Origin of the sequence: Pseudoxanthomonas sacheonensis, assembly GCF_031455975.1 — a bacterium.
GTDB lineage: Bacteria > Pseudomonadota > Gammaproteobacteria > Xanthomonadales > Xanthomonadaceae > Pseudoxanthomonas_A > Pseudoxanthomonas_A sacheonensis_A.
This window is the reverse complement of sequence record NZ_JAVDTT010000006.1, coordinates 60759-73496: the sequence shown is the minus strand read 5'-3', so window position 1 is coordinate 73496 and position 12738 is coordinate 60759. Positions and strand designations below refer to the sequence as shown.

Below are 12738 nucleotides of genomic sequence, written 5' to 3'. Positions count from 1 at the left end.
CCCGGGTAGGGAACATTTTACGGTCGGCGGGGGTTGTCGCCGCGTGCACGCGGCGGCGCATCCTCGCGCGGGAAGCCGCGATCGCGGTCGCGGACATTGCCGCCACGCTGCGGATCGTCGTCCATGTAGCGGACGCGGCCGCGATCGTCCATGACCTTGACCCGATTGATCTCGCGGCCGTCGAACTGCACTCGCTCGGCACCCAGGACCTGGCCGCCGGTTTCGCGTTGCGCACGGCGCACCGAATCCGACAACGAGGCGGGATTGCGCTGCGGCATCATGTTCTGGCGCGGCGGCGGTGGCGGATCGGGACGCGGCGGCTCTTGCGCCGATTGCGCCCACGCACCTGCCGCTACGCCGGAGAGGGCGAGCAGAGCGCAGAGGGGCAGAAAGCGGGACATGAATCGCATAACGGAATCGTAACGGTTTTCGGCTTCCCTGAATGAACGGGAGCCGACGCCGGCCTGTAATTGACTAGGGAATGGATTCTGGCGTCAGGCGGTGAATCCGATCTGAACTTATCCACAGCCCCGTCCGACTCATTCAGGTTCCTTGCTGCTCAGAAAACCTCTGCAACACAGCAGCGCAGCGAGCCCCCGGCAGCCTCTATGGCCTCCAGCGGCACGCTGCGCGGCGTGAAGCCGGCTTCGAGCAAACGGCTACGGGTGGCTGGCGTCAGGGACGCTTCGGCGCCCGCACTCATCCAGACCGATGTGTCGCACAGCGCGATGGCGTTGCCGGCGAAAGCGGCGTGTTCGGCCCGAGAAAGGGAAATGCCATGGGGGGAATACAGCGCGGCGATGGCTTCAGGCACGGCGGCATCGGCGAATCCGTCCGCGCAGACCAGGGCCGCGCGGCCGGCCAGCACCGCCAGCACTACGTTGGTGTGGTATTCGCCCGGCGCCAGGTCGAACATCAGGGTGGCGCGCAAACCGAAGGCTTCGTGCAGCAGGGTGGCGCCTTCTTCGTCGCAGCGTTCGGACAAACCGCAGAAGCCCAGGCCCCGCGCACGGTCGATGACCAGGGCGCCGGTGAGTTCGCAAGGATGCGGTTGCGCCGACAAGTCTATTTCCTCGTAACCCAGCAAGCCGACGAAGAACTGGCGGATATCCCTGCGTGCGGCTTCGCGCTGGCGCACTTCGTGGCGCATGCGTCCCACCACCAACCGGCCCGGCGCGGTGGCGAAGACATTGTTGGGGAACAAGGCATCGGGCGTGGCCGGATCGCCGCTGAAGCACACCACCGGCAATTCGGTCGCCAGCGCGCGCTGCAGTTCCCGGTGCTGCGCCTGCGCCGCGCCCGCGTCGAATGCGGCCGCCTGCGCCATGTAACGGTTGTCGCGTGCCGATTGGTCCGCCCGCGCGAACCCGTCCGGCGCCACCAGGAACGCCGCTCGCGCCGTAGCGGGGCCGAAATCGGACGCGCATTGCCGTGCGAAGGGGAAGAACTCGGAGGGAACGCGGGTCAGCATGGGATCTCTGCAGCGGCGACCTTCAAGAAGAATGAAGTCTCAACCGTATCCTTGCAAAATAGAAGCCCCGCTTTCGCGGGGCTTCTATCATCGGGCGGATCGATCAGATGCCCATCGTGCGTCGTTGTTCGCGTTCCTGCTGCACTTGCGGCTGATTCTGCGTCTCCTGCTGCACTTGCGCCGTGCTTTTCTCGATCGGCTCGGCAGTGGCCTGCGCTTTGTCCATGTAGACGCGGCGATTGGCGGGATCGCCCGGTTCTCCTTGCACCAGGAATACGCCGGTGCCGTTGGTATTGGGCAGCACATGGTCGACCCGGGTCAGACCGCTCGCTTTGGCTTCGAACACGCCGGCCGCCGCCGCGTTCTCGAGATCCTGCCTACTCTTGAAGGCTTGCGGCCCGAGTTGCTCCATGCTCTTAACCGTCTGCTGGAACAACGCATTGTCGGGATGGCGCGTATCCGAGAGCAGCGGCGCTTCCTTGGATTTCTTTAACGCATCCAGCGTCTGCGGACCCACCACACCATCGGCCTTCAAACCGTGCGCCTGTTGATAGGCCTGCACCGCTTCCTTGGTGCGGTCGCCGAAGCCTCCATCCTCGCGCAACGCGCGGCCTTCCTTGTCGCGGTAGCCGAAGTTGTTCAAGGTGTCCTGGAGTTGGCGGATACCTTCGCTTTTCTCGCCAGTGCGCAAGGTAGCGTCAGCGGGTTGCTGCGGCTGCGGCTTCGTTTGCCCTTCCGTCTGCGTTTGGCCTTGCGTCTGCTGCTTGTCCTGCAGCAAGGTGCGCGCCTCGGCCAGCGGGTCCGTCGCGTAAAGCTTCACGCCATTGGCCTGTTTGCGCTCGAGATAACGATCCAGCGAGCTCAGTTCCACGCCTTCGCCGCCGCGCGACTGGCTGATCATCAACTCGCCGCTTTTCGGATCCTTCACCACCATGGTGATGTGATCTATGCCTTTGTAGCGGCCTGCGTCCCACTTGGTCGGACCGTTGTCCTCGCCGATGATCATGCCTTCCTTCAGCGCATCGCGGGTGACCGCCTTGCCTTCGATCATCACACCGGAGCGCGATTGCGCCTTCTCGACGATCATCGCCGCGCCGTCGGTGCCGAGTTTGAACAAGTCTCCCTTGCCGAACACTTCGCGACCTGCCTTCGCGTTCACCTCGGCCATCGTCGCGTTCTGCATGGTCGCCACCCAGCCCGAGCAATCCACGTAACCCTGGTCCGGATGCTTGCCGTCGACGCCCGGGTACTTGCCGCTCATGGCGTACTTCACGTGATCGTATTTCACGCTCAGATCATGGGCGGCGGTCAGCGCGATTCCCGTCGCCGGCGTGGTCTGGCTCTGAACGGGTGTGGTTTGCGCCGGCGTGCTCTGAACCGGACCGTTCTGGCGCGCATCGGCCGTCGGCTCGATTCCCTTTTCCGGAATTCGTACCCGATCGAACTTCGTGTCCCAGTATTGGGTGAACGTCGTCGCCATGTCGCGATCCGACATGCCTCTGAAATCGGCGTATTTCTTTCCCGTCACCGTCTCGAAATCGCGGGAGCTGACATTGTTCAATATGTTGCTGCGCGTGTCCTCGCGGCCGAACTGGCCCGTGGCGATGGCCGTCTGGATCGAGCGATAACCCGCCCCGCCCTGCTGGTGGGCCATATACATATCCAGCCCGTCGGGCTCGGCCTTACCCGATAGATAAGGCCGGCCATCGCGCTCGTGGCGATTGACCAGGATCTGCCGATTGTCCAAATAAAGCCGCGCCGCCGCGTCGGTATTCGCTACCGCGTCGAGCTCTTGGCCGCGGATGCCGTAAGCCTGAGCCGTATCCGGCACGAATTGAAACAGGCCCTTGGCCCCGCGTTCGCCCCGCGAAGCCTGTTCGTTGAACGTGCCTCCGGTCTCGATGTAGGCGAAGCGCATGAAATCGTCGCGCGGGATATTCCGCTCCCCGGCTTCCTTTTCGATGATATCGAGAACTTCCGCGCGGCTGTAATCACGTTCCATGATTGGATCTCCTTCCAGGTTGAGTTACGGCAAGAGGTGCCGTGGGTCGCCAACCGGACTCGTCCGTGAGTCCTGTGTTCTCGGTCAACAGATGCTTCTACTCCGCTTATTGATACTGTTTTTTTGCTGGGTCGTAACGGTAATCGGTGGCGTCGTTCGGGCCCAATACACGGGTTTTCCCGGGCGAAACCACTTCCGTTCCGCTCCGTGCGAGTCGTAGCAGCGGCAAATCGCTGCCTTCCTGCGGCACGAAACTCAACGTTCCCGAGCTTTTGACACAAGCGATCTTTCCGCCGTCTTCTTCATCGCAGGCCGCACCGTTGTCTTCTCCGGCGACGACATTTCCCAAGTAAACCCAGCGCTGATCATCGACTTTCAGTTCGTGCGGATTGAAAACCAACAGGTCGAAAGAACTCACCCGCGTGCCTGCCGCCAGATACCAGGTCGGAATGGCCAACACCAGGTTTCCGCCCGGCGTGCGGTAGCTCTGCGGCTCGCGCGTCTTGTCGATCTCATTGCCTTTCTCGTACGCCCCGAACTCGCCGACATCCCGATCCGAGCCTAGGAAGGCCCAGGGACTTTCGGTTCCCGGCGCCGTTAGCGCGAACGTAGATTGAGTGATGGTCGCTTTCGCGTCCGGCGCTGGATCGCTTTCTTCCGCAGCCTTACCGAACTTGAAGGGCGTGTCGTAGGCAAACCCGGTGTAGTACTGCTTGCCATCCAATTCGAACCCATAGCCGTACCAGTAGGTCGTCCAGCTGCCATTCTCGACTTCGTACGACAAGGCGCCATCGCCGTCTTTCTGGTAGATGAAATAAAGCACGCTGCTGGGAGACGGCGGCTCGGCTACGGTTTTTTTCTGAAAATCGTTGGCCATGGGGGGGGCCTCCTTATCGTTCGGCTTGACGGTGTTGCTGGCGGCGGTTTTCCCGGAGACGTCCTCGGACGTCTCGGCGCTACATGCGCCGACAAACAGCAGCATCAGCACAAGGAGTAGCTCTCTTCCGTGTCTCATAGCGTCTTTCGGCTCCTTATTCGTTCCGGACGACCTGCCCATCCCTGCGATTTTTTACATTGGGCAGCTAAGTCGCTGAACTCTGTCGGATTGTAGATGCGGTGAAGTTCTAGGGCCAGGCAAATGCGCAAAGCCCGGGGTTCACGCATCAGGTCGCACTGTGGCGAGTGCAAAAAGGCGCCATCCTTGGCAACCGCTTGAAGCGGAGGTCAATCAATGCGAGTGGGGGGTATTCTCGGGCCTCCCCTGACCTTCCCACTTGCCTTCTTCATCGCCTCTGGGGCAGATACGCATCCACTTCTGCCAGGCATCGTAGTCGTTGTGGGTCCAGGACTGGAAATGGACGCCGTAGTTATGGACACAGAGGGGGCATTCGCCGCCGTCGTGCGGTATCGGGCAATAGGTCGGTTCCGCCATCCATAAAGCTGCGATGGGATTAATCGGTTTCCACGCACGCGGCTTCTTCAAGCCGTCGGAACAGAACAGGAAAACGTCGTTGTCGCGATATTCGCTGTGGTCCTCGTACATGGGCGGCGATGCCAGCAACACCGAGGAAACGAAGAAAAGCGCACAAGCCAAAATCCTAATTTTCATAAAAACTCCTTAGAAATCCATACTAAACCGATTCTTCCTTACGAAATCCGCTTTCGCTGCTGCAGGCGCCTTACGTCACCCCTAGCCCCCGCGGCAGGCCGAAGCATTAACTCGGCCAACGCATGGTCCCGATCTTACCGTTCATATAAGACGGCGCAAGGCTACTTTTGGTAACGCTGCGCCCGTAAGACACCCGAATAGCGGGAGAAATAGAGTCGACTAAACACGACGAACTGATTACTAAAACCCCTCATCGTTCCGATCTCTTCTTAGACATCAGCCGTCGATAAGGTCGCCGGAGCTATCCCATGTCTCCAAAGCCCCGCTTGTACGGGGCTTTGGAGAGAGATGAACAAACAACGATTACATCGCTACCGCACGCCGTTGTTCGCGCTCTTGCTGCACTTGAGGCTGAGGCTGGATTTCCTGCTGCACCTGCGCCGTGCTCTTCTCGATCGGTTCTGCAGCAGCCTGCGCCTTGTCCAGATGTACTCGGTTATGCGCAGGATCGTTAGGCGCGCCCTGCACCGCGAACAGACCGGTGCCGTTGGTGCTTTGCAGGACATGGTCGATCCGGGTCAAGCCGCTGGCCTTGGCTTCGAAGACCGTCGCACCCGCCGCGTTCTCCAGCTCGTGCCGATTCTTAAAGGCTTGCGGTCCGAGTTGTTCCAGCCCTTTGACTGCCTGCTGGTACAACGCATTGTCCGGATGACGTGAATCGGAGAGCAGAGGAGCGGATTGCGATTTCTTCAGCGCTTCCAGGGTCTGCGGACCCACTACACCATCGGCCTTCAAACCGTGCGCCTGCTGATAAGCCTGCACCGCTTCCTTGGTGCGATCGCCGAAGCCGCCATCCTCGCGTAAAGCTCGGCCGTCTTTGTCGCGATAGCCGAAGTTGTTCAAGGTGTCTTGGAGCTGGCGGATGCTTTCGCCTTTCTCGCCATGCTTGATGACCCCATCAGATGCAGCCTGCGTTTTTGGTTCTGTCGCACGGCTTGCAGGGTTGGTAACCGCAACATCCTGCTGCTTGTTCCAAAAATCCTCAGGGCTCTTCAGCTTTCCAGTACTGTCTTTCAGCTGGTAATGCACATGCTGCGCATAGTCGTTGGCGCCATCGGGACCCCGCCCACCCATGGTGCCGATAGGTTGGCCGGCAGTCACTTGTTGTCCCTCTTTGACCGACTGCGATTGCGTGTGGAGGATTTCATGGCTGTTGCCTTGGGCGTCCTCGATTTTGATGGTCCCGTACTGCCCACCTACAAAGGTGACTTTTCCGGAAATCGGAGCATTGATGGTGGGATGTTGCTTGTTGATCCCCGTTTGTCCACCCACGTAGTTGAAGTCGACGCCACCATGATCGCCCTTGTCGCGGTGTTCTCCATAGTGCCCCGTGACGTGCGGGGATACGCCGTTCTGCGGCGGAAGCATGACTTTCATTACGTCGTCGAACGAGCGAGGGCCCTGCGTACTCGCAACAGGCTGCGCGCTGGGCTGAGCCGTCTGCCGGGTCTGTTCGTTGCCGCTTGCAGTCACTTTCTTCCAGGCATCGTCAGGCGACACTCCTTTGTCGATGTTCGCTTTGTATTCTTCACGCATCTGGTTCAAGGCGCTAGCGGACTGTTCCAACGTGATGCTGGCTCTGTTGGCACCGCCGTAATAACTTCTTCCGCCTTTATCGGGGTCGCCGAAACTGGCCCATTCCATGGCCAGGCCTTTCTGCGCCGCCTGCAGCGACGCGCCCGGCTCGCCGGTGATGTAGTCGTGTACCGCAGGCCTTTTGTCGACGATCAGGTATTCCGAGAAGATCTTATCCTGCAGCTGGGGAGTAAAACGCTGGCTTCGGTCCAGACCGAGGGCCTCGACGCTGCGGTCCATGGTGGTGGGAATAATCTGGTACTTGCCTATGGCGAATACCCGGTCCGGGTCCTGACGCCCCAGATGCTGCAGATCCTGAACCTGTTCCAGAGTGAATTGCGAAAAATCGATTGCTCCATTCGCCCCGCGAATGTGTTGCTTCCCGTCCGAGCCCGTGTAGGTGCCACGGTTGTAGGCGTTATAGCCTGCCGCTCCGGACTCGCCTTGCCTCATCAGCTCGAGTAGTGGATTGCTCATGTAAAACTCCATTTTCTGTCAAGTTGGTTAGATGGTTTTCCTGAAAAAGTTTCATCCTGAATCTTTTTCAGCCATGGCAAGCCAGGTATCCACCCTGCTTGCTCTACAGATCGAGCCCTTGCATAACCCGACCTGTTTTCCGATGCGTCTTGCATCGATCTTTGCAGATGTAACTCCGCAAAAAAGTTTAGTACTTCACTTCTCCTATCAATACATCCCAGATATCGCTAACCGTTCCGGGACTGAGACTTACTGCGAGGGGCTCTTCGAAAATTCCCAACCCATCACCTGCAACCGCGAGTCGTCTCCGGAAACATTCCAGTCTTCGATCATCCCGTAACCCGTTACCTCCACCTGTTCGCCATCGCCAGCGTGCCGGAAACGCACCAAGCTGTAACCATCTCCGCTGTACGAATCCAGTTCCGGCATCAACTCGCAAATCCGGCAACTGATCTGATCCGGGTTGGCCTTGCAAACGCTTGCATAGTCGCCACCCACCACATTGGCCACGCACTCTGGAGTAACGACAGGTGTCCAGCCATTTGCCAGCACCAACTTCCGGAAGTCGGCGTAGGCCATACCTTCCTTCAGCCCGGGCAAAAGCGCCTTTCCGGCGGCGGTAACGGGCTGTTGCTCGACAATCTCGGTCTGGGCTTGATTTTCCATTGCATTCCCTGCGGGTTTGTTTGCTGAATCTGAGGACATCGAACTTTCACTGGGAGTCGTTGCCGGGACGGTCGGCGCTACCACTTGAGTATCCGACTGTTTAGCTTGGCAGGCGGCTACCAAGGTAACGAACGCGATAACCATCAGTTTCTTACTGACCATGCTCATAGTCCTCATCACAGCGAATCGTTCCTTATGCGAATCAGCTTCCAGCACGCTTCTTTCTTGAAATAGAACGACATCTGGTAATCGGTATCTTCCTTTGCCAGCGTCACTTTGATATCGCCATTCTCAAGTACCGATTGGCGCATTTTCAGGCCTTCGTTGGCCTGCTGCTGCTCACTTGGAATCAATGGAAACTCCAGCTCGGTCGCTGTCAACATCTTTGTGACCAGTGCGGGCTCCGGCTCTGCCGTGGCATCCACGGTTTGACTCTCCAGCGGCTTGGCGGAGAATTCCTTTTGCGCCTCTACATCACTTATGAAAACCTTCAGGAAGCCCTCGAAGTTGGGCGACGGGCAGGCCAACGTGGCGGATGCGGGCGCCGGAGTTGAAGTTGCAGGCTGGGCAACGGGCAGATTCTGCTGGGGCGTAGCTTCACAGGCTCCCAGCAGCGCCATCACGGCGAGTAAGACGATCGCTCTTGTCATATTGAATCCTTTTTGGTTGTCGACAGATCGAGCCCACTTCACTCGCGAGACAGCCTACAGCCCTATCTTGAATGCGTGGAGAGAGACGTCATTCGAACCATGTGACGCCTGATTGCTGGGTCCCATCGCTTCTAAGCTTGGCATACATGCGGCAATCTGCCGTCACGCGACGGCATGCGCTTAATGCCTCGCTCTCGTCATACCCGAAATACAGGCTTAAGTTATTTCCCTGGGAGACCCAACCGCTGCCATTGCGGTCGGACCCTACGATCTCGCATCGACCGCTGATTTTTTCTTCCCGCAGATATTTCTTATAATCTGCGAGAGCCATTTTTTTTCGCTAGTCGCTCGCTGTAAGCGTTCCAGTAGGCATTTGCATAAATCTTGCCGTTCGCGGATGCATAGGCAACGGCGCCCCAAAAATCTTGCGTGCTGATCGGATGGCACCCAGCATTTTGCACCATAACTGGCTGACCGTCTGGCCCTGTGCTTTGGTAAGGCGCGCTGCCCCAAGCATATCCTTCGGCACAGCCATCGCCGTTCTCCGCGCGAGCCTCTGACGTGCCGGAAACCAAAGTTACCGCGGCCAGAATCAATGCTATTGCAAATACATGCGCCATTCTGGATCGCTCTCTAACCCACACCTGCCAGGCCTGCGCAAAACCCGAAGCAGCTACTAAATTCCATTTAATTTTCATTCCACCATCCCCACTCTATGCAGAGATTCTATACCGATCAATTCACTCTTACGGGCAGGCTGCAGCCCATGAAGTAGAGCTGGCAATTTCCACCTTTCTCACCGCACGACTCCATAGCGATCTCTACTGCTTCCTTCTCTGTCGCCGCACGCCCGCCACCCGAACCACCGTCGCCAGAGGCCACCGCACCGCATTGATTGTAATAAACGATATCTACTCGACAATCTTTGCCGCCTTTTGCTTTGCATCTTGCAAGTGCGGCTTTTTCTGCCTGACGTTTGCTTTCCATGTCCTGAACGCCCCCCCACATCCCACTTGAGGCGCTGGAGAATGCTCCCCATCGATCTGCCCAACGCTCCTGCGGAGGAGCGGCATTCTCCAGGGAGGGAAGATAGACGGTGTTGTACTGCGGCGAGTTTGGGTCGCTCGGGGGCAAGTTCGCCTGCTGTTGCGGCGTCATTTGCGCCCAAGCCGTACTGCTCGATACCAACAGTACGACAACACCAAGCCATTTACTCTTCATTTCACGCTCCTTGTTCCATGCAGAGATTCGATACCGATCAATTCACCCTTACAGGCAGGCTGCAGCCCATAAAGTAGAGTTGACAGTTTGAACCACCAGCCTTTTCGCAAGTTTTAATCGCATGCTCTACAGCTTCCCTCTCTGTTGGCGCACGTGACGAGCCCATATGCCCTCCGCCAGACGCTACAGCACCGCATTGATTGTAGTAACTAAGATCCACCCGACAATCATCTCCACCTTTTTCCTTGCATTCTGCAAGCGCGGATTTTTCCGCCTGACGCTTACTTTGCTTATCCTGCGCCCCACCAAATACTCCACTCGACGCGCTAGCAAAGGCACCCCATCGATCAGCCCAACGCTCTTGCGGTGGAGCAGGCGGAAGGTTGTTGCCTGAGTTGTAGTAGGGCGATCTCGGATCAGTATTGAGAAATCCACCGGGGTTGGTTGGCGTGCTCTGCGCGCTTGCAATTCCCGATATCAACAGCAAGACCACCATCAACACCCAGTTACTCTTCATAAGATCTCACCCCTGGCCTCGGTTACGACTCATATTTAGCCCTTGGGCTATTACCCTGGGCTGAATTATTGGCATAGGGATTATTAAGCGGGCCTCCGCCTGTTAATTGCTTATTCTGGGCTCTATCTTCGCCCTTATTATTCAACCGCCCCCCAAAATCGCTACCATCGGAGCGAGCCATGGGCTGTCTGGTGTCGTTGGTTTGTCCAGTACTGTTACGACCGATCTGACCGAACGAGGACTGCGCCACAAAGTTCGCCAGCGTGCCCTGGAAGAATGCCGCCGCCATGGGTGGGGCCATGACTATCAGGGTGCTCATAACCAATCCCAGACCGCCTTGCTGCAGGGCCATGGAGTTGACGCCCTCGCCGCCGCCGGTGAAACCGCTGGCTGCGTACTTGGCCAGAAACGCCAGTGCCACCGCGCCCACCACCTTGGTGGCCAGGCTTACCATCACCGTCAGAACGCCCAGGCTGAAGGCCGTGCCTATGCCGTAGAAAAGCCATCGGCTGAACATCCCTTTGGTCTGCTCGAACAGCAACGACAGTACGAACAATGGCCCGAACCCGACGAATAGGGCCATGGCGATCTTGTTCAGCAACAACAACGAGGAAGCGATGACCGCCGGACCGGCGATGCCGATGCCGGTGAACCAGATAGCGCGATCCTTGTCGTCCTTGACAGTCTCTTCCTGCTCGTCCTGCAGCGCATCAATCGCCGCCATCGAGGCCGTCATGATCGCCAGATTCTTGTCGATGCTCTCGTAGGGATCGCTTTCGTCCGCGACCACGCCGATGATTGCTTTGCCAAGCCCATCGGTGAGGGCCCAGTACATCTGCGAACCGCCGGCGGCCATGCTCGTGGCCACGCCAACGATGAGCACCGCTCGCAACGAACTGACTACCAAGCCCATCAGCGAGTCGCGCGACTGGCCAGTCACGATCCGGTACCCCCGATAGAGAATCCGGACGATCATGTCTGGAAGGCGTACGCGTAGCCGTGCGAACCGGTTCGGCTCAATGGCTGAAAATGCGATATATGCCGTGTGCGGGATCATGTTCCATATGGTCCGTAACGATGGATAGATGCTATCAGCTGAAGCACCTGATGCAAGACTATCTCATGTAACAAAAGCCCCGCTTGTGCGGGGCTTTTGTGAGAGATAAAACAAACAGCGACTACATTGCTACCGCACGTCGCTGTTCGCGCTCTTGCTGCACCTGAGGTAGAGGCTGGATTTCCTGCTGCACCTGCGCCGTGCTCTTTTCGATCGGTTCTGCGGCGGCCTGTGCTTTGTCCAGATGTACTCGGTTATGCGCGGGGTCGTTGGGAGCGCCCTGCACCGCAAATAGGCCGGTGCCGTTGGTACTTTGCAAGACATGATCGATTCGCGTCAGGCCGCTGGCCTTGGCATCGAACACCGTAGCGCCCGCCGCGTTCTCCAGCTCCTGGCGGTTCTTGAACGTATTTGGGCCCAGCTGTTCCAGTCCCTTCACCGCCTGCTGGTACAGAGCATTGTCGGGATGCTTCGGATCAGAGAGCAATGGCGCCTCCTTCGATTTCTTCAGCGCCTCCAGGGTCTGCGGGCCCACTACACCATCGGCCTTCAGTCCATGTGCCTGCTGATATGCCTGCACCGCTTCCTTGGTGCGGTCGCCGAAGCCGCCGTCCTCGCGCAGCGCGCGGCCGTCTTTGTCGCGGTAGCCGAAGTTATTCAAGGTGTCTTGGAGCTGGCGGATGCTTTCGCCTTTCTCGCCGTGCTTGAGTATCTCATTGGATGTTGAAGTCGATCGTACCGATTGATCCCTCGATTGGTTAGGGTGTTGCTCAGACTTGGCGATGACTATGTCATTTGCCAAGGCGACCAAGTCAGCCTTCTCATTTTTAGCTCGTTCCAGCAGCCCAGGCCAAAGGCTCGGAGATTTGCTGAATAACTGGTTGTTGTGAGTGATCTTGTAGTCTTGTACTGCCTCAACAATATCTTTGTCTGACAATTTGGACAGTTCGTAATCTTTTCCAAACTTCTCCTCTAGTCCTTTGGAAAAAATCCCCGGGGTCAAGCTCCTGAACTGAACCGATGTACTCCATAAAGCATCCTGCACTGACGGTCCACGATCAGACAGATCTATCCCTCGCGCCTTTAGCTCGTCATCTTGTACATCGAAGTGAGTACTTTTAATGAAAGCGTGCTGATCTTTGCCAAAACCCGGATCAGTTTTCGCCAGCTCACGCCATTTAGCATCAAAGTCGGGAGTCGCGGGCGACAAGCCCCCGAACTGATCCTTGTAAGGGGATTGATCGAGATACTCCTGCAATGTCCCCATCTTGGTAGAGAGTTGATAGGAGCCATACGAAACACCGCCGAGATCCCCCCTTCCTGTGGAGATCGTGCCTGCTCCGCGATTACCAGTTTCATATTTAGTAGAAGTTTGTCCAAGATGCCAACTACTATCCGCCATCGTCACGTCCTCCATTACATGTCGTATGAGA

The 12738-nt window shown here is 57.8% G+C and carries 13 protein-coding genes; all 13 read right to left on the bottom strand.

Annotated elements, in window-relative coordinates; all coding sequences use genetic code 11:
* Positions 1 to 17 precede the first annotated feature (17 nt).
* Complete coding sequence (locus J2W94_RS17830; protein WP_310096289.1) at positions 18 to 410, bottom strand: PepSY domain-containing protein; 393 nt, start codon at positions 408 to 410, stop codon at positions 18 to 20.
* Positions 411 to 559: 149 nt separating this feature from the next.
* On the bottom strand, positions 560 to 1471 hold the full coding sequence (locus J2W94_RS17825; RefSeq protein WP_310096287.1) for an arginine deiminase-related protein: 912 nt from the start codon (positions 1469 to 1471) through the stop codon (positions 560 to 562).
* Between the two features lie 103 nt (positions 1472 to 1574).
* Positions 1575 to 3473, bottom strand: a complete 1899-nt coding sequence (locus tag J2W94_RS17820; RefSeq protein ID WP_310096285.1) for an XVIPCD domain-containing protein — start codon at positions 3471 to 3473, stop codon at positions 1575 to 1577.
* Between the two features lie 106 nt (positions 3474 to 3579).
* A complete protein-coding gene (locus J2W94_RS17815) occupies positions 3580 to 4350 on the bottom strand; it encodes a hypothetical protein (protein ID WP_310096362.1) in 771 nt (256 codons plus the stop codon).
* 351 nt (positions 4351 to 4701) lie between these two features.
* On the bottom strand, positions 4702 to 5082 hold the full coding sequence (locus J2W94_RS17810) for a hypothetical protein (RefSeq protein WP_310096283.1): 381 nt from the start codon (positions 5080 to 5082) through the stop codon (positions 4702 to 4704).
* 363 nt (positions 5083 to 5445) lie between these two features.
* Positions 5446 to 7194, bottom strand: coding sequence for an XVIPCD domain-containing protein (locus J2W94_RS17805; protein WP_310096281.1), 1749 nt, complete (start codon positions 7192 to 7194; stop codon positions 5446 to 5448).
* 249 nt (positions 7195 to 7443) lie between these two features.
* The gene (locus J2W94_RS17800; RefSeq protein ID WP_310096279.1) at positions 7444 to 8022 is read right to left on the bottom strand and encodes a hypothetical protein; all 579 of its coding nucleotides are present in this window, start codon (positions 8020 to 8022) and stop codon (positions 7444 to 7446) included.
* A gap of 14 nt (positions 8023 to 8036) precedes the next feature.
* Positions 8037 to 8510 carry a hypothetical protein gene (locus tag J2W94_RS17795; RefSeq protein ID WP_310096276.1) on the bottom strand — a complete coding sequence of 158 codons (474 nt, stop codon included), beginning with the start codon at positions 8508 to 8510 and terminating at the stop codon, positions 8037 to 8039.
* A gap of 311 nt (positions 8511 to 8821) precedes the next feature.
* On the bottom strand, positions 8822 to 9208 hold the full coding sequence (locus J2W94_RS17790; RefSeq protein ID WP_310096274.1) for a hypothetical protein: 387 nt from the start codon (positions 9206 to 9208) through the stop codon (positions 8822 to 8824).
* A gap of 37 nt (positions 9209 to 9245) precedes the next feature.
* Complete coding sequence (locus J2W94_RS17785) at positions 9246 to 9731, bottom strand: DUF4189 domain-containing protein (RefSeq protein ID WP_310096273.1); 486 nt, start codon at positions 9729 to 9731, stop codon at positions 9246 to 9248.
* A gap of 37 nt (positions 9732 to 9768) precedes the next feature.
* A complete protein-coding gene (locus J2W94_RS17780) occupies positions 9769 to 10248 on the bottom strand; it encodes a DUF4189 domain-containing protein (RefSeq protein WP_310096271.1) in 480 nt (159 codons plus the stop codon).
* Between the two features lie 22 nt (positions 10249 to 10270).
* The gene (locus J2W94_RS17775) at positions 10271 to 11305 is read right to left on the bottom strand and encodes a type IV secretion system protein (protein WP_430540654.1); all 1035 of its coding nucleotides are present in this window, start codon (positions 11303 to 11305) and stop codon (positions 10271 to 10273) included.
* A gap of 121 nt (positions 11306 to 11426) precedes the next feature.
* Positions 11427 to 12707 (bottom strand): peptidoglycan-binding domain-containing protein, encoded by a 1281-nt coding sequence (locus tag J2W94_RS17770; protein WP_310096269.1) that lies wholly within the window; start codon positions 12705 to 12707, stop codon positions 11427 to 11429.
* Positions 12708 to 12738 lie beyond the last annotated feature (31 nt).